This window comes from Streptomyces sp. NPDC023481 (genome assembly GCF_055560195.1).
This window is the reverse complement of the sequence record NZ_JBVHJE010000010.1, coordinates 212,827-229,186: the sequence shown is the minus strand read 5'-3', so window position 1 is coordinate 229,186 and position 16,360 is coordinate 212,827. Positions and strand designations below refer to the sequence as shown.

Annotated in this window: 18 protein-coding genes; 8 read left to right on the top strand and 10 right to left on the bottom strand. The window is 73.1% G+C overall.

Annotated elements, in window-relative coordinates; genetic code table 11:
• Positions 1 to 11: 11 nt before the first annotated feature.
• Positions 12 to 1,259, bottom strand: a complete 1,248-nt coding sequence (locus ACZ3ZD_RS21185) for an exo-beta-N-acetylmuramidase NamZ family protein (protein WP_467399482.1) — start codon at positions 1,257 to 1,259, stop codon at positions 12 to 14.
• Positions 1,260 to 1,424: 165 nt separating this feature from the next.
• On the opposite strand from ACZ3ZD_RS21185, the gene ACZ3ZD_RS21180 reads away from it, so the two are divergent.
• The 3 genes from ACZ3ZD_RS21180 to ACZ3ZD_RS21170 are packed head-to-tail and all read left to right on the top strand — an operon-like array spanning position 1,425 to position 4,495.
• Positions 1,425 to 2,198, top strand: coding sequence for an SDR family oxidoreductase (locus tag ACZ3ZD_RS21180; RefSeq protein ID WP_467399479.1), 774 nt, complete (start codon positions 1,425 to 1,427; stop codon positions 2,196 to 2,198).
• Positions 2,195 to 3,859: a class I adenylate-forming enzyme family protein gene (locus tag ACZ3ZD_RS21175; RefSeq protein ID WP_467399477.1), complete on the top strand. Its 1,665-nt coding sequence runs from the start codon at positions 2,195 to 2,197 to the stop codon at positions 3,857 to 3,859. The genes ACZ3ZD_RS21180 and ACZ3ZD_RS21175 overlap by 4 nt, the downstream gene beginning before the upstream one ends.
• Positions 3,860 to 3,901: 42 nt before the next feature.
• A complete protein-coding gene (locus tag ACZ3ZD_RS21170) occupies positions 3,902 to 4,495 on the top strand; it encodes a TetR/AcrR family transcriptional regulator (RefSeq protein WP_467399474.1) in 594 nt (197 codons plus the stop codon).
• A gap of 65 nt (positions 4,496 to 4,560) precedes the next feature.
• Here ACZ3ZD_RS21170 and ACZ3ZD_RS21165 read toward each other — a convergent pair whose 3' ends face one another.
• The 3 genes from ACZ3ZD_RS21165 to ACZ3ZD_RS21155 all read right to left on the bottom strand — a co-directional run bounded on the left by ACZ3ZD_RS21165 (position 4,561) and on the right by ACZ3ZD_RS21155 (position 7,273).
• Positions 4,561 to 5,775 (bottom strand): acyl-CoA dehydrogenase family protein, encoded by a 1,215-nt coding sequence (locus ACZ3ZD_RS21165; RefSeq protein WP_467399473.1) that lies wholly within the window; start codon positions 5,773 to 5,775, stop codon positions 4,561 to 4,563.
• Between the two features lie 5 nt (positions 5,776 to 5,780).
• Positions 5,781 to 6,803: a phosphotransferase family protein gene (locus ACZ3ZD_RS21160; RefSeq protein WP_467399470.1), complete on the bottom strand. Its 1,023-nt coding sequence runs from the start codon at positions 6,801 to 6,803 to the stop codon at positions 5,781 to 5,783.
• A 170-nt stretch (positions 6,804 to 6,973) separates the two neighbouring features.
• Positions 6,974 to 7,273, bottom strand: coding sequence for a hypothetical protein (locus ACZ3ZD_RS21155; protein WP_467399468.1), 300 nt, complete (start codon positions 7,271 to 7,273; stop codon positions 6,974 to 6,976).
• A 112-nt stretch (positions 7,274 to 7,385) separates the two neighbouring features.
• Here ACZ3ZD_RS21155 and ACZ3ZD_RS21150 point away from each other — a divergent pair, with 112 nt between their 5' ends.
• Complete coding sequence (locus tag ACZ3ZD_RS21150) at positions 7,386 to 8,336, top strand: NADP-dependent oxidoreductase (protein WP_467399465.1); 951 nt, start codon at positions 7,386 to 7,388, stop codon at positions 8,334 to 8,336.
• A 31-nt stretch (positions 8,337 to 8,367) separates the two neighbouring features.
• Here the strand turns inward: ACZ3ZD_RS21150 and ACZ3ZD_RS21145 are convergent, their stop codons facing one another.
• From ACZ3ZD_RS21145 to ACZ3ZD_RS21130, 4 genes are read right to left on the bottom strand one after another with little or no spacing between them, the layout of a single operon-like run.
• Positions 8,368 to 8,727, bottom strand: a complete 360-nt coding sequence (locus tag ACZ3ZD_RS21145; protein WP_467399463.1) for a DUF202 domain-containing protein — start codon at positions 8,725 to 8,727, stop codon at positions 8,368 to 8,370.
• Entirely contained in the window at positions 8,724 to 9,116 is a 393-nt protein-coding gene (locus ACZ3ZD_RS21140) for a YidH family protein (RefSeq protein WP_467399460.1), read from the bottom strand. Before ACZ3ZD_RS21140 ends, ACZ3ZD_RS21145 begins: the two co-directional genes overlap by 4 nt.
• A 21-nt stretch (positions 9,117 to 9,137) precedes the next feature.
• Positions 9,138 to 9,653 carry an NUDIX hydrolase gene (locus ACZ3ZD_RS21135; RefSeq protein WP_467399458.1) on the bottom strand — a complete coding sequence of 172 codons (516 nt, stop codon included), beginning with the start codon at positions 9,651 to 9,653 and terminating at the stop codon, positions 9,138 to 9,140.
• Positions 9,654 to 9,676: 23 nt separating this feature from the next.
• A complete protein-coding gene (locus ACZ3ZD_RS21130) occupies positions 9,677 to 10,573 on the bottom strand; it encodes a DMT family transporter (protein ID WP_467399455.1) in 897 nt (298 codons plus the stop codon).
• A 417-nt stretch (positions 10,574 to 10,990) separates the two neighbouring features.
• Here ACZ3ZD_RS21130 and ACZ3ZD_RS21125 point away from each other — a divergent pair, with 417 nt between their 5' ends.
• The 3 genes from ACZ3ZD_RS21125 (at position 10,991) to ACZ3ZD_RS21115 (ending at position 13,449) form a co-directional block, all read left to right on the top strand.
• Positions 10,991 to 11,968, top strand: a complete 978-nt coding sequence (locus ACZ3ZD_RS21125; protein WP_467399453.1) for a hypothetical protein — start codon at positions 10,991 to 10,993, stop codon at positions 11,966 to 11,968.
• A gap of 94 nt (positions 11,969 to 12,062) precedes the next feature.
• Complete coding sequence (locus ACZ3ZD_RS21120) at positions 12,063 to 12,839, top strand: molybdopterin-dependent oxidoreductase (RefSeq protein ID WP_467399451.1); 777 nt, start codon at positions 12,063 to 12,065, stop codon at positions 12,837 to 12,839.
• The gene (locus tag ACZ3ZD_RS21115; RefSeq protein ID WP_467399449.1) at positions 12,823 to 13,449 is read left to right on the top strand and encodes a cytochrome b/b6 domain-containing protein; all 627 of its coding nucleotides are present in this window, start codon (positions 12,823 to 12,825) and stop codon (positions 13,447 to 13,449) included. Before ACZ3ZD_RS21120 ends, ACZ3ZD_RS21115 begins: the two co-directional genes overlap by 17 nt.
• Before the next feature lie 44 nt (positions 13,450 to 13,493).
• On the opposite strand, the gene ACZ3ZD_RS21110 is transcribed toward ACZ3ZD_RS21115, so the two are convergent.
• Together ACZ3ZD_RS21110 and ACZ3ZD_RS21105 are read right to left on the bottom strand one after the other, a co-directional pair.
• The gene (locus ACZ3ZD_RS21110; RefSeq protein WP_467399447.1) at positions 13,494 to 14,891 is read right to left on the bottom strand and encodes a GntP family permease; all 1,398 of its coding nucleotides are present in this window, start codon (positions 14,889 to 14,891) and stop codon (positions 13,494 to 13,496) included.
• A 78-nt stretch (positions 14,892 to 14,969) separates the two neighbouring features.
• On the bottom strand, positions 14,970 to 15,488 hold the full coding sequence (locus tag ACZ3ZD_RS21105; protein ID WP_467399445.1) for a gluconokinase: 519 nt from the start codon (positions 15,486 to 15,488) through the stop codon (positions 14,970 to 14,972).
• Positions 15,489 to 15,628: 140 nt separating this feature from the next.
• On the opposite strand from ACZ3ZD_RS21105, the gene ACZ3ZD_RS21100 reads away from it, so the two are divergent.
• Positions 15,629 to 16,354, top strand: coding sequence for a FadR/GntR family transcriptional regulator (locus tag ACZ3ZD_RS21100; protein ID WP_467399442.1), 726 nt, complete (start codon positions 15,629 to 15,631; stop codon positions 16,352 to 16,354).
• Positions 16,355 to 16,360: the final 6 nt, after the last annotated feature.

The window sequence follows — 16,360 nt, the reverse complement described above, 5'->3', positions numbered from 1 at the left end:
TAGGGGACGACTCACCCGTAGAGGAGATATTCCTTTCGCACCCGCCGGAACGCGGCCAGCTCCCCCTGCCAGGCGCCCACCACCTCGTCCGGGCCGGCGCCCGCGTCGATCATCGTGCGCACCCGGTCGGAACCGGTGAGCTTGTCGATCCAGTCGTCGGACCGCCAGGCGAAGCCGCTCCACACCTTCCGGGCGGTCACCAGCAGCGCGATTCCGGTGCGCACGGGGTCGTAGGCGGCGCGGTCGGTCACGTGCAGTTGCACCCCGCCGACCGTCCTGCCCTGGAACTTGGAGAACGTGGGCGTGAAGTACGCCTCCCGGAACCGCACGCCCGGCAGCCCCAGTTCGTTCGCGGCGGCCGCCCAGCGCCCGTCGACGCCCTCGGCGCCGAGGAGTTCGAAGGGCCGGGTCGTGCCCCGCCCCTCGGAGAGGTTGGTGCCCTCGAACAGGCAGGTGCCGGAGTACACCAGCGCGGTGTCCGGGGTCGGCATGTTCGGGCTCGGCGGCACCCAGGGCAGGCCGGAGGCGTCGTAGAACCCGTCGCGCCGCCAGCCCGTCATGCGTACGGTCTCCAGCGGGACGGGCGTGGTCAGGAACTCCCCGTTGAACAGGCGGGCCAGCTCCGCGACGGTCATCCCGTGGGACTGCGCGATCGGCTGCCGGCCGACGAAGGTGGCGAACTCCCTGTGCAGCACCGGGCCCGTGGCCGCGCGGCCGGTCACCGGGTTGGGGCGGTCCAGGACGACGAAGCGTTTTCCGGCGAGCCGGGCCGCCTCCATGCAGTCGTAGAGGGTCCAGATGTAGGTGTAGAAGCGGGCGCCGACGTCCTGGATGTCGAAGACGACCGTGTCGACGCCGCTGGCGGTGAAGACGTCGGCGAGGGGCCGGCCGCTCTTGAGGTACGTGTCGTACACCGGGAGGCCGGTGGCGGGGTCGTCGTAGCGGCCCTCGGAGCCGCCGGCCTGGGCGGTGCCGCGGAAGCCGTGCTCCGGGCCGAAGACCGCCGTCAGCTCGACGCGGGGGTCGCGGTGCATGACGTCCACGATGTGCTCGGCGTCCCGGGTGATGCCGGTGGGGTTGGTGACGACGCCCACCCTCCGTCCGGACAGGAGCGAGTAGCCGTCCGCGGCGAGTCGTTCGAAGCCGGTGCGCAGGTGCCCAGGGTCCCCGGGGTCCCCGGGACGCCCGGGATGCCGGGGAGTCGTCGGGGCCGCCGCCAGCGTGGTGGAGGCGAGCAGGCTTCTTCGGGAGAGGTGCATGGATCCTCCGGTGGATCGTCGCGTGCGGGCCGTGCAGGGCTGGTCGCGCAGTTCCCCCCGCCCCTCAGGTTGGAGCAGTTCCCCTTCCTTCACACATACCGACCGGTTAGTCTGGGCCGGTCAGAGCCGACGCGCGCCGCGCGAAAGTCGTGTCGAAGGAGACCGATGGTGGAAGCCGTGCAGGATGCGGGAGTGGTCGTCACCGGAGCGGGCGGCGGGATCGGGGCCGCGCTGGCCCGGCGGTTCGCCGCCGAGGGCGCCCGGGTCGTGGTCAACGACCTGGACGCCCGCAAGGCCCGGGCGGTGGCCGACGAGATCGGCGGTACGGCCGTGCCCGGCGACGCCTCCGCGATCGTCGCCGAGGCCCGGGACGCGCTCGGCGGCACGGTGGACGTCTACTGCGCCAACGCCGGCGTCGCCTTCGAGGACGGCGACCTCGACACCCCGCTGGACGAGCGGACCTGGGCGACGTCCTGGGACGTCAACCTGATGGCCCACGTCCGCGCGGCCCACGCGCTGCTGCCCGACTGGCTGGAGCGGGGCAGCGGACGGTTCGTCTCCACCGTGTCCGCCGCCGGACTGCTGACCATGATCGGCGCGCCCTCCTACAGCGTCACCAAGCACGGCGCCTACGCGTTCGCCGAGTGGCTGTCGCTGACGTACCGCCACCGCGGGATCAAGGTCCACGCCGTCTGCCCGCAAGGCGTCCGCACCGACATGCTGGCCGCCACCGGCAGCGCCGGCGACCTGGTGCTCCAGCCCACCGCGATCGAACCGGCGGCCGTGGCCGACGCGCTGTTCAAGGGCATCGAGGAGGACCGCTTCCTGATCCTGCCGCACCCCGAGGTCGCCGGCTACTACCAGGTACGGGCCGGTGAGCCCGACCGCTGGCTCGCCACCATGAACCACATCCAGCAGAAGTGGGAGGCCGGCCGGTGACCACCTCCCGCTACGCCGACCGCCCCTGGCTCGCGCTGCTCGACGAGACCCAGCGCGCCCCGCTCGACCCCGCCGACTCGCTCGTGCACGCCCTGCGCGACGCCGTCGCCGAGGCCCCCGACCGCACCCTCCTCGCCTACTTCGACGCCCGGCTCGGCTACCGCGAGGTGGACGAGCTGACCGACGGCGTCGCCGCCCACCTCGCCGCGCGCGGCCTGGAGCGCGGCGACCGGGTGGCCGTCCTGCTGCAGAACTCCCCGCACTTCGTGCTGGCCGTGCTCGGCGCCTGGAAGGCGGGCGCGACCGTCGTCCCCGTCAACCCCATGTACAAGTCGGGCGAGGTGGCGCACGTCCTGCGGGACGCCGAGGTGACCGCGCTGATCTGCTCCGACCGGGCCTGGGAGTCGTACCTGCGCGAGACGGCCGCCGGCTCGCCGGTGCGGATCGCGCTCACCGCGTGCGAGCGGGACTTCCAGACGCGCGACGACCCGCGCGTGCTGGCCTTCGAGCGGCTGCCCCAGGCACCGGACGCCGACGACCTGGTGACCGTGGCCCGGAAGGGCGGCCGGGCCCCCGAGGGCCGCCTGCCGCGCCCCGACGACATCGCCCTGATCAGTTACACCTCCGGCACCAGCGGCACCCCCAAGGGCGCCACCAACACGCACGCCAACATCATGCACAACGCCGAACGGCAGGCCACCGGGCTCGGTCTGCCCGAGGCACCCGTCTACTACGCGCTGGCACCGCTGTTCCACATCACCGGCATGGTCTGCCAGTTCGGCGCCTGCCTGAGCGGCGCGGGCACCCTGGTGCTCACCTACCGCTTCGAGGCCGGTGTCGTCCTGGAGGCCTTCGCCGAGCACCGCCCCCACTACACGGTCGGCCCCTCCACCGCCTACATGGCGCTCGCCGCCCACCCGGACGCCGGCCCCGAGCACTTCTCCTCCTTCGTGACCCTGTCCTCGGGCGGCGCGCCCGTGCCGCCGGCCCTGGTGGAGAAGTTCCGGGAGCGCCTGGGACCGTACATCCGCGTCGGCTACGGCCTCACCGAGTGCACCGCCCCCTGCGCCTCCGTCCCGCCCCACCTGGAGGCGCCCGTGGACCCGGTGTCCGGGACGCTGTCCGTGGGCCTGCCCGGCGCCGACACGGTCGTGCGGATCCTGGACGAGCGGGGCGCGGAGGTGCCGTTCGGGGAGCACGGCGAGATCGTCGTCAGCGGACCGCAGGTGGTGCCCGGCTACTGGCGGCGCCCCGACGCCACCGCCGAGACCTTCCCGGACGGCGAGCTGCGCACCGGTGACATCGGGTTCATGGACGAGCAGGGCTGGCTGTACGTCGTGGACCGCAAGAAGGACATGATCAACGCGTCCGGCTTCAAGGTGTGGCCGCGCGAGGTCGAGGACGTCCTGTACACGCACCCGGCGGTGCGCGAAGCGGCCGTGGTCGGCGTGCCGGACGGGTACCGTGGCGAGACCGTCAAGGCCTATATCAGCCTCCGTCCGGGGGCCGAGACGGACCCGGCCGAACTCGCGGCGTACTGCAAGGAGAGACTGGCCGCCTACAAGTACCCGCGGCAGGTGGAGATCCTGCCCGACCTGCCCAAGACGGCGAGTGGGAAGATCCTCCGGCGGGAGCTGCGTTCCCGCACCGGACAGGACTAGCAGCACAGAAGATCAGCAGAACGGGAAAGGCAGGTGGCGGCAGTGCCCAGGACGACGGACCCGGACGGTACGCCCGTCCCGCAGCGGCTGCTGGCCGCCGCCACCCGGCTCTTCGCGGAGCAGGGCTACGACCGCACCTCCGTGCAGGAGATCGTGGAGGCGGCCGGCGTCACCAAGGGGGCGCTGTACCACTACTTCGGCTCCAAGGACGACCTGCTGCACGAGGTGTACGCCCGCGTGCTGCGCCTCCAGCAGGAGCGGCTGGACACCTTCGCGAACGCCGACGAGCCCGTGGAGCAGCGGCTCAGGGGCGCGGCGGCGGACGTCGTCGTCACCACGATCGAGAACCTCGACGACGCGATGATCTTCTTCCGGTCCATGCACCACCTGAGCCCGGAGAAGAACAAGCAGGTCCGCGCCGAGCGCCGGCGCTACCACGAACGCTTCCGCGCGCTGATCGAGGAGGGCCAGAAGACCGGCGTCTTCTCCACGGCGACCCCGGCCGACCTGATCGTGGACTACCACTTCGGCTCCGTCCACCACCTGTCGACCTGGTACCGCCCCGACGGCCCCCTGAGCCCCCAGGAGGTCGCCGACCACCTCGCCGACCTGCTGCTGCGGGCGCTGCGTCCGTGAGAGCGACCGTGCGGGGGGCGCTCACCTCCGGGTGACCGCCCCCCCGCACGCGCTCCGTCACGGGATTACAGGTACCGCTTCAGCTCCCGGCGGGCCAGCGAGCGCTGGTGCACCTCGTCCGGGCCGTCGGCGAGCATCAGCGTGCGGGCGCTCGCGTACAGCTCGGCCAGCGGGAAGTCCTGGCTCACCCCGCCCGCGCCGTGCAGCTGGATCGCCCGGTCCAGGATGCCGACCACCGCGCGCGGAGTGGCGATCTTGATGGCCTGGATCTCGGTGTGGGCGCCCTTGTTGCCGACGGTGTCCATCAGCCAGGCCGTCTTCAGCACCAGCAGCCGCAGCTGCTCGACGGTGACCCGGGCGTCGGCGATCCAGTTCTGGACCACGCCCTGCCGGGCGAGGGCCTTGCCGAACGCGGTACGGCCCACCGCCCGCCTGCACATCAGCTCGATCGCCCGCTCGGCCATGCCGATCAGCCGCATGCAGTGGTGGATCCGGCCGGGGCCGAGCCGGGCCTGGGCGATGGCGAAGCCGCCGCCCTCCTCGCCGACGAGGTTCGCCACCGGCACGCGCGCCTGGTCGAAGACCACCTCGGCGTGCCCGCCGTGCGAGTGGTCCTCGTAGCCGAAGACCTGCATCGCGCGCCTGACCGTGACGCCGGGGGTGTCGCGCGGGACCAGGACCATGGACTGCTGGCGGCGGAGGTCGGGGCCGTCCGGGTCGGTCTTGCCCATCACGATGAAGATCCTGCAGTCCGGGTTCATCGCCCCGGAGATGTACCACTTGCGACCAGTGATCACGTACTCGTCGCCGTCGCGGCGGATGTGCGTGGTGATGTTGGTGGCGTCCGAGGAGGCCACCTCCGGCTCGGTCATCGCGAACGCCGAGCGGATCTCGCCGGCCAGCAGCGGCTCCAGCCACTGCTTCTTCTGCTCCTCGGTGCCGAACTGCGTCAGCACCTCCATGTTCCCGGTGTCGGGCGCGGCGCAGTTGGTCGCGGTCGGTGCCAGGTGGGGGGAGCGGCCGGTGATCTCGGCGAGCGGGGCGTACTGGAGGTTGGTGAGCCCGGCGCCGTACCCGGCGTCGGGGAGGAACAGATTCCACAGGCCCTGCCTGCGCGCCTCGGCCTTCAGCTCCCCGACCACGGCCGGGGTGTCCCACGGCGAGGCGAGCGCGGCCCGCTGCTCCTCGGCGACCGCCTCGGCCGGGTAGACGTACTCGTCCATGAAGGTGAGGAGCCTGGCGCGCAGCTCCTCGGTGCGCGCGTCGAACGCGAAGTCCATACCGGTCAGCCTTCCTGGAGAGTGGTCAGTCCGTGGTCGATGAAGACGGGCACGAGGTCGCCGATGCGGTCGAAGCCGCGGCCGACCGTCTGGCCGAGCGTGTACCGGTAGTGGATGCCCTCCAGGATCACGGCGAGCTTGAACCAGGCGAACGCCGTGTACCAGGAGACGGCCGAGACGTCCCGACCGGAGCCGGCCGCGTATCGCTCGACCAGCTCCCGCGGGTCGGGGTGGCCCGGGGCCTCGGCGGTGGTGGAGACGGGGGAGTCCGGCGCCCCGAGCGGCCGGCTGTACATCACCAGCAGGCCGAGGTCGGTCAACGGGTCGCCGAGCGTGGACATCTCCCAGTCGAGGATGGCCCTGATCCGGTCGTCGTCCCCGATCAGGACGTTGTCGAGCCGGTAGTCGCCGTGCACGACGGCCGGGGCGGGGGAGCGGGGCAGATCACGGCCGAGGGCCGCGTGCAGCTCGTCGATGCCCGCCAGGTCGCGGTTGCGGGAGGCGTCCAACTGCTTGCCCCAGCGGCGCAGTTGCCGGTCCAGGAAGCCCTCGGGGCGGCCGAAGTCCGCGAGGCCCACCGAGGCGGGGTCCACCGCGTGCAGCTCGACCAGCGTGTCCACCAGGGACAGCACCGCGTCCCGGGTGCGCTGCGGGCCGAGCGGGGCGAGCTGGCCGGCGGTGCGGTACGGGGTGCCCTCCACGAACTCCATCACGTAGAAGGGCGCCCCGAGCACCTCCTCGTCCTCGCACAGCAGCAGCGGACGGGGGACCGGCACCCGGGTCGGGTGCAGCGCGCTGATGACCCGGTGTTCGCGCCGCATGTCGTGCGCGGTGGCCAGCACATGGCCGAGCGGGGGGCGGCGGACGACCCACTTCGAGGTGCCGTCCGAGAGCGCGTAGGTGAGGTTCGACCGCCCGCCCTCGATGAGCCGTCCGGTCAGCGGGCCGCCGACCAGGCCGGGCCGCTCGCGCTCCAGCAGGGCGCGCAGCCGGTCCAGGTCGAGTCCGGGCGGGTGGTCGGCGCTCATTCATCACTCCTGTGCCAACGGGAGAACAAGAACAGGACTCATGATGCCGACCGGTCGGTATGTCGTCCAGTGCGGAGGCCGAACCCGGCGGGAAACGTGACCGGGGCCACGATATGCCGACGGCCCCCCGGTGCGCTGCCCGGAGGGCCGTGGCCGGTGTCCGCGAGGGGTCAGTGGTCGTCCCAGTGGTCCCCGTGCTCGGCGTGCCGGTGCCCGCCGTGCAGATAGTCCACGTGGTCGCCGTGCGGCACCTGCGCGTGCCCGCACTCGTCGTGGTGCACGTGCTCGTGGCCCTCGTGGACGGTGTGCCCGGCCGGCTCGCACTCGTCCCAGTGGCCCTCGTGCTCCCGGTGCAGATGGCCGTCGTGGGCGTAGTCCACGTGGTCGCCGTGCGGTACGGCGTGGTGCCCGCAGCCCGGCCCGTGGCCGTGCGTCCCGTGCTCGCTGTGTTCCCGGTGAACGGTGGTCATGGTGCTCCCCTTCGGGGGGTACGGGGGTGACGACCGCAAGGCTGCCACGCGAAAGCCGCTTATCCGGATATTCCGGTTGCGTGGCGCACGAGAACCCCGGAGGGTCGAGGGCATGAAGGGCATCAGCTACCGCCGCTACGGCGGACCCGAGGTGCTGGAGTACGGCGAGCTGCGCGACCCCAAGGTCGGCCCCGACCAGGTGCTGGTGAAGGTGCGCGCGGCGGCCGTCAACCCCGTCGACTGGAAGTGCCGCGAGGGATATCTGGACCCGGCCCTGGACGCCGTCTTCCCGGTGATCCCCGGCTGGGACGTCAGCGGGGTGGTGGTGCGCCCCGGGGCCGCGGTCACCGAGTTCGCCGCCGGCGACGAGGTCATCGGCTACGTCCGCGAGGACTTCCTCTCCCGCGGCACCTTCGCCGAGTACGTCGCCGCGCCCGTGCGCACCCTGGCCCGCAAGCCGCGCGCACTGTCCTTCGAGGAGGCCGCCGGGCTGCCGCTGGCCGGGCTCACCGCCTACCAGGTCCTGTTCAAGGCACTGGAGGTGAAGCGGGGCGAGACCGTGCTCGTGCACGCGGCCGCCGGCGGGGTCGGCTCGCTCGCCGTCCAGATCGCCGTCCACCTCGGCGCCCGGGTCATCGGCACGGCCGGCGAGAGCAACCACGACCACGTCCGCGCGCTGGGCGGCGAACCGGTGGCCTACGGCGACGGCCTGGCCGAACGCGTGCGCGCGCTCGCCCCCGAGGGCGTGGAGGCGGTCTTCGACACCGTCGGCGGCGACACGCTGAAGACCTCGGCCAACCTGCTCGCCCCGGAGGGCCGGCTGGCCTCGATCGCCGACCCCGAGGTGACGGCCTACGGCGGCCGCTACTGCTTCGTCCGCCCGGACGCCGAGGACCTGCGGCAGCTGTCGCACCTGGCGGACCAGGGCGCTCTCACCGTCCACGTCCAGCAGACCTTCCCCCTGGCCCGCACGGCCGACGCCCACCGGCTGAGCCAGGAGGGGCACACCCGCGGCAAGATCGTCGTCACGGTGGGCGAGGCGGCGGAAGAGGAGACCGCCTGACCGGCCCCCGCCTACAGCACCAGCACCGCGTCTACAGCACCAGCACCGCGGCGCACGCGGCCGTCGCCACCGCGCACAGCACGGCCGTCGTCGCGTGGCGGGGGGCGAGGACGGGCGGCGGGGTCCCGGTGGACAGGGCGCGGATGCGGTGGTGTGCCACGACGAGGAAGCCCAGCCAGAGCCCGCAGCACAGCGCGCCCATGAGGATCCCGGTGGCCGACGCGCCGTCGTGCAGCGCCGTCTTGACGCCCAGGACGGCGACCACCGCACCGGACAGGGTCGTACGCCGCCAGGCCAGCCGGGTCCGCTCGGGCTGCAGCCCGGGATCCCGGCCCGCCGGATCCCCGTCGAACGGGCCCCCGTCCGCCGGGCGGCCCCGGCCCGGTGTCACCCCTCCCACCCGACCAGCACCACCACGACCATCGCGACGGCCACCACCGCGACGACCAGGCTCAGCAGCACCGGGAAGCGGGACGCGGGCAGGTCCTCGCCGCGGCGCATCGCCCGCTCGCAGCGCACCCAGTGGTTCACCGCGCGCAGGGAGCACAGCACACCGGCGGCCAGCAGCGCGAGCGCGAGCCCGGCCCGCCACGCCCAGCGCAGGTCCGGCAGGAACTGGTCCACCGCGAATCCGCCGCCGATCAGCGCCAGCGCGGTGCGCAGCCAGGCGAGGAAGGTGCGCTCGTTGGCCAGCGAGAAACGGTAGTCGGGCGTACCGCCCTCGTCCCGCACCCGCTCCGGCGCGAACCACAACCGGATGTTCCGCACGAATTCGCTCACACGGCCGACCCTACCCGGCGATCACCGGCCCGCCCGGAACGCCCGCAGCCGCTCGTACGCGGCCAGCCCGTCCGGCACCCACTCCCACGTACCGAGCCGCCGCTCGACCTCGTCCTCGGGCAGGAAGGCGTGCCACTGGACCTCCTCGGCCTGCGGCCGTACGGGCAGGTCGCAGCGCACCTCGTACACCGCCGACCACCAGCTCCGCCCGGGGCCGCCGTCGTAGAGGAACGTGAAGAGGAACTCCGGCCGGGGCAGCCCCCGCACCCCCAGCTCCTCCTCCGCCTCCCGCAGCGCCGCCTCGTCGTAGGACTCGCCCGCGCCGACGACCCCGCCGACGAACATGTCGTACAGGGAGGGGAAGACCAGCTTCGTCGCGGTGCGCCGGTGCACGAAGAGCCGGCCGGCCGCGTCCCGGGCCTGGACGAACACGCAGCGGTGGCGCAGCCCGCGCGCGTGGGCCTCGCCGCGCGGGCACTGGGCGACGACCCGGTCGTGCTCGTCGACGATGTCGAGGATCTCGTCAGCAGGATTCATGCCCGTATCCAAGCAGGGCGGGCTCAGCGTCGCTGGAGGTCCCCGGGCCGGTGCTCCGGCTCCGCGGGGCCGCACGGCATGGCCGGGTGCAGCCCGAGCAGCACGATGCCCGCCACCACGGCCGCGAGACCGGCCGCCTCCCAGGCCAGCGCCCCGGTGTCGGTGCGCAGCCGGTCGCCGAGAAAGCCCACCCCGCACAGGATCCCGGCGAGCGGCTCGGCCGCCGTCAGCGCGGGCAGGGACATGCGCAGCGGGGCCGTCTCGAATGCGCTCTGCACCAGGACGAGCCCGGTGACCCCGCACACCACCACGCCGTACGGCTGCCAGCCGGTGAACAGCCCGGTGAGGCCGCCCTCGGCGAAGCGGATGCCGCTCACCCGGGTCAGCGCGTCCTGGACGCCGTACAGCAGTCCGGCCGCCAGGGCCAGCAGTACCGGGCCCCAGCTCATCCGGGAGCGCTTGGCGTACGTCGTGAGGGCCAGGGCCGCGCCCGTCACGGCCCCGATGATCAGCCAGTGCCGCAGCGGGTCGGCGACGGCCGTGCCGCCGCGTGGCTCGCCCGCCACGATGAACGCGCTCACCCCGCCCGCGAGCAGCAGCAGTCCGGCCCAGCCCTGGCGGCCCAGGGCCTGTTTGGTCCGGTACCGGGACAGGGCGAGGGCGAACAGCAGATTGGTCGCGAGCAGCGGCTCGACCAGGGAGATCTCGCCCCTGCCGAGGGCGACCGCGCCGAGCACCATGCCGGCCACCATCAGCCCGAGCCCGCCGAGCCAGCGCGGCACCCGCACCAGGTCGAGCAGCAGCCGGAAGGAGAGGAAGTCGCTCAGCGGGGCCTTCTGTGCCGCGTCCTGCTGGAGGACGAACCCGAAGCCCAGACAGCAGGCGGCGCTCACGGCGAGGAGGAGAACCAGAACCGACACGCTGTGTACCTCGATCATCCGGCCGGCCACGGGCGGGTAGTGGCCGACTGTAGCGCTCCGGGGACAAGGGTGCCCCGCATGTGCCCGGAACCGGGCGATTGACTCGCCATGCTCCGCAACCGGCGGACACGGCGCCATGGCGCACGCCACAGAAGCGGGCGCGGACGGCCCGGAACGCCATGGCATACGCCACAGAAGCCGGAGCGGCACGGCCCGGCACGCCATGGCACACGCCACAGGAGAGTGCGGCGGGCGCGGGTGTCCGGATGCGGCGACCTGCACCGGAAGGCCTCAAGTGCGGCTGAGCGCAAGGTGGTTGAAGCCCCCCACAGAGCCGTTCCGCTTGACTGGACCCTTGGCTGGGGGTTTGCTGTGTGTGACCGGTCGATGGCAGCCCGAGAAACAGGAAGCCCCGCGGTGCCCCCTCTCCCGCCTCTGCTCGGCGCTCGCCGGGACCCCACGAAAGCGTCCGGCGCGACCGCCCAGGACGACCCCGGAGCCTTCGACGCCGCGCTCGACGACGCCGAACTGCGCACCGCCAGCGCTGCGTTGGCCCAGGGCCGACGGCAGGCCGCGCGCTCCCTGCTGGTGCACACCGGCGACGACTGGGACCGCCGCGGCCACCGCCTCACCGTGCTCGCGCAGGACCCGTACGCCGCCGCCTGGGCGAGCGACTGGCTGGCCGCCGAGCCCGGCTCCGCCGACGCCACCACGCTGCTCGCCCTGGCCCTGGTGCACCGCGCGCTGGGCGGCAAGGAGGACCCCGGCCGGGCCCGCGAGGCCTGCGCCACCGCCGCGGGCCTCGCCCCCGCCGACCCCACCCCCTGGCTCGGCAGGCTGCTGCTCGCCCGCGCCCTCGGCCCCGAACGCGAGGTGCTCGGCACCTTCGGCGCCGTGCGCCGCCGGCACCCCGAGCACCACCATGCCCACCACCTGCTGATCGCACGCCTCGCCGAACGGCCGGCGGCCAGCCGCACGGCCGAGGCCCACGAGGTGTACGACCTCGCCGAACTGGCGGCCGCCGCGGCCCCCGCCGACTCCCCGCTGGCCGTCCTGCCGGTCGTCGCCTACGCCGAGCGCTACCGGGTCCTCGCCGCCACCGGCCCGGCCCCGGCCGACCCCGCCGCCTGCGGGCACTGGTCCGGCCCGCGGGCCCGGCGCATCCTGCGCGCCTCGTTCGACTGGTGGCTGGAGTGGGAGCACGACGACCACCCGCGCCGCCACATCGACCTCAACCACCTCGCGTTCGCCCTGACCCGCGCCGGCCGCCCGGCCGAGGCGGCGGCCCTGTTCCAGCGCATCGGCGCGCACGCCACCCCGGCACCCTGGTCCTACGCGCACCCCGACCCCCGGGCCGCGTTCCACGCGGCCCGCACCCGCGCCCTCGGGCAGTGAGCAACCGCGCGCTCCCGGCCGTAAGGAATGACGAAAGTCTGACCTGTCCGCCGATCATCTGGCCGCGCGCGGCCCCGAGTGCTCGAATGAAAACGTGAACCCTGAACGATCCGAGGACCCGAAACCGAAACCGGAGCCGAGCCCGAAGCCCCCACCGGCATCCGAGCCGGAAGGGCGGCCCATCGGCCGCCGGATCTTCCTCGGCACCCTCGGCCTCGGCGCCCTCGGCGTGGCCACCGCGCCCGCGCTGCAACGCGGCCTCGAAGGCTTCCTCGGCGGCCTCGCCGACAAGGACCCCACCGGCCTGACCGGGCTGCTGCCCAACGGCGGCGGCTTCCGCTACTACTCCGTCGCCGCCTCCGTCCCGCACCGCACCGCGGCGGACTACCGCCTCACCATCGACGGCCTGGTCGACCACCCCCGTGCCTACACCCTCGCCGACCTGCGCGCCCTGCCGCAGACCCGGCTGGTCCGGGACGTGCAGTGCGTCACCGGCTGGCGGGTCCCGGGCACCCCCTTCCAGGGCGTACGGCTGTCCCACCTGCTCGACGCGGCGGGCGTCCACCGCACCGCCGGGGCCCTGCGCTTCACCTGCTTCGACGGCACCTACACCGAGAGCCTCACCCTCGCCCAGGCCCGCCGCCCGGACGTCCTGGTCGCCCTGCGCATGCAGGACAAGGACATCGGCCACGACCACGGCGGCCCGGTCCGCCTCTACGTCGCCCCCATGTACTTCTACAAGTCCGCCAAGTGGCTGTCCGGCATCACGGTCACCGACCGGGTGCGGCCCGGCTACTGGGAGGACCTCGGCTACGACGTCGACGCCTGGGTCGGCCGCTCGAACGGACGTACCGATGAGCCTACGAGCTGAGACCCCGGCCCCGCCGGCCGCCCGCGTCCACCGCTTCACCCGCGCCGAACGGTGGGTGCACCGCGCGACGGCCGCGCTGATGGGCGTGTGCGTGCTGACCGCCGCCGTCCTCTACATCCCGCAGCTGGCGGTGGCGGTCGGCCGCCGGGAACTGGTCGTGCGGGTCCACGAGTGCGCGGGCGTCGCCCTGCCGGTGCCGGTCCTGCTCGGTCTGGCCTCCCGCGCCTTCCGTGCCGACCTGCGGTTCCTCAACCGCTTCGGCCCGCACGACCGGGTCTGGCTGCGCGCCGCCCTGCGCCGCGACCGGCGCCACGAGGAGCGCCCCGCCGGCAAGTTCAACGCCGGCCAGAAGGTCTACGCCGCCTGGATCGCCGGCGCCACCCTGGTCATGCTCGGCACCGGCCTGGTGATGTGGTTCACCCATCTCACCCCGCTGGTGTGGCGCACCTCGGCGACCTTCGTCCACGACTGGCTCGCCCTGACGATCGGCGTGGTCCTGGCGGGCCACGTCGGCATGGCCCTGGGCGACCCGGAGGCGCGGACGGGCCTCAGGACGGGCACGGTGAGCGAGGAGTGGGCGCGGCGGGAACACCCGCTCTGGCGCCCGTAACCCCCCTGGGCCCTCTCTTTCGGATCCTGCCGGCGTCGCGGGGCCTAGACGATCAGTGAGAGAAGCAGCACCAGGCCGCCTGCCACCACCGAGATGATCGTCTCCATCACCGACCAGGTCTTGACGGTCTGCCCCACGCTCAGCCCGAAGTACTCCTTCACCAGCCAGAAACCGGCGTCGTTGACATGGCTGAAGAAGAGCGAGCCCGCGCCGACGGCCAGGACGAGCAGCGCCGTGTGCGCGGTCGACATGTCGGCCGCGAGCGGCGCGACCAGACCGGCCGCCGAGACCGTCGCCACCGTCGCCGAGCCGGTCGCCAGCCGGATCGCCACCGCGATCAGCCAGGCCAGCAGCAGCGCCGGGATCGACCAGTCCTTGGAGATGTCCAGGACCATCTGGCCCACCCCCGAGTCGATCAGCGTCTGCTTGAAGCCGCCGCCCGCGCCCACGATCAGCAGGATGCCGGCGATGGGCATCAGGCCCTTCTCCACGGTCTGCTGCAGCCGGCCCCTGGTGAACCCGGCGGGCCGGCCCAGAGTGAAGAAGGCGACGAGCACGGCGGCGAGCAGGGCGATCAGCGGGGAGCCGACGACGTCGAAGACGCGCTGGGTCCGGTTCGCCGGGTCGTCGACGACGATGTCCACCAGCGCCTTGGCCAGCATCAGCACCACCGGCAGCAGCACGGTGGCGAGCGTCGCGCCGAAGCCCGGCCGGCGCTCCAGCTCCTCCGAGGGGCGCTGCGGCAGCATCCGGTCGGGCGCCGGCACGTCCACCCAGCGGGCCGCGACCTTCGAGAACAGCGGACCGGCGATGATCACCGTCGGGACGGCGACGACGATGCCGAGCGCCAGGGTCACGCCCAGGTTGGCCTTGACCGCGTCGATCGCGACCAGCGGGCCCGGGTGCGGCGGGATCAGGCCGTGCATCACGGACAGACCGGCCAGCGCCGGGATGCCGATCCGCATCAGGGAGTAGTTGCCGCGCTTGGCGACCATCAGCACGACCGGGATCAGCAGCACGATGCCGACCTCGAAGAACAGCGGCAGGCCGATCACGGAGGCGATCAGCACCATCGCCCACGGCATCGCCCGCCCGCCGGCCTTGGCGAGGATCGTGTCCACGATCTGGTCGGCGCCGCCGGAGTCGGCGAGCAGCTTGCCCAGGATCGCCCCGAGCGCGATCAGGACACCGACGCCGGCCACGGTGGAGCCGAGCCCGGTGGTGAAGCTGGTGATGGCCTTGTCCAGGGGCGCCCCGGCGACCGCCCCGAGCACCAGCGACCCGACGGTCAGCGCCAGGAAGGCATGGAGCTTGAACTTGGTGATGAGCAGGACGATGACGGCGATGCCCACCAGGACGGCGATGCCCAGCTGGGCATGGCCGGCGGAGGTGATCGGCGCCGGTGCGTCCGCTGCCAGCATCTCGACGCTGAGTCTGGTCACGGGGGTTCCCTTGGGTTACGGGGGACGGGGATGAGGTGTTGCTCGGATGTGCGAGGTCCTACTCGGATACGGGAGCTGTCACTCGGACGCGACGGGAAGCGCGTCCAGGGCCCGCACGGCCCGTTCGGTGATCTCCTGCGGGCTGCCCTCGACGTCCACGGCCACGCCGGCCTCGTCCGGCTGGAGCGGCTGGAGCGTGGCGAACTGGGAGTCCAGCAGCGCGGTCGGCATGAAGTGCCCCCGCCGCTGCCCCATCCGCTCCTCGATCAGCTTCCGGTCGCCGCTGAGGTGCAGGAACACGATCCCGGGGGCCACGGAGCGGAGCCGGTCGCGGTACGACCGCTTCAGCGCCGAGCTGCTGACCACCCCGCCCAGACCGGCCCGGCCGTGCGCCCAGTGCCCGATGGCGTCCAGCCACGGCCACCGGTCGCTGTCGTCGAGCGGGATCCCGGCCGACATCTTGGCGATGTTGGCCTGCGGGTGGAAGTCGTCGCCCTCGGCGTACGGGACGCCCAGCCGCGCGGCGAGCAGGGGACCGATCGTGGTCTTGCCCGTCCCCGCGACGCCCATCACGACGACGACCTGGGGGGTACGCATGACTGCCTCGCTGTCTTCCTCGACATCCGACGCCACTGCGGCGTCGCCACACTGAAACCCATTAGGTATGACAAATTCAAGAGTCTGTGATGTATAAGTCTGACTTTTTGTCTCCGTGATCCAGGTCGTACGCTGAGTGCATGAGCACACCGGGCCGGGGGCTGCACGGCCATGTACTGGACACCCTCGGCCCCGCGATCACGGCGGGCGAGTACCCGCCGGGCAGTGTTCTGCGCACCGACGAGCTGGCCCAGCGTTTCGAGGTGTCGCGCTCGGTGATGCGCGAGGCGGTCCGCGTGCTGGAGTCCATGCACCTGGTCGAGTCCCGCCGCCGGGTCGGCGTCACCGTCCGCCCCAAGGCCGAGTGGAACGTCTACGACCCCCAGGTCATCCGCTGGCGCCTGGCCGGCGCCGACCGCCCGCACCAACTGCGCTCACTCACCGTGCTGCGCTCCGCGGTCGAACCCGTCGCGGCCGGCCTCGCCGCCCGGCACGCCACGGCCGAGCAGTGCGCCGAACTCACCGAGTGCGCCCTCGGCATGGTCGCCAACTCACGCGGCCACCGGCTCGAGAAGTACCTGGTCCACGACATCGCCTTCCACCGGGTCGTCCTCACCGCCTCCGGGAACGAGATGTTCGCCCGGCTCGGCGACGTCGTCGCCGAGGTGCTGGCAGGACGCACCCACCACGAGGTCATGTTCGAGGACCCCGACCCGGCGGCCGTCACCCTGCACGTGCGGGTGGCCGAGGCGGTCCGGGCCGGCGACGCGGCCCGCGCCGAGGAACTCACCCGGCAGATCACCGTCGGCGCCCTCCAGGAACTGGACATCCTCGCGCCCCAGCCCCAGCCACGGACCACCGGGTGACCACGC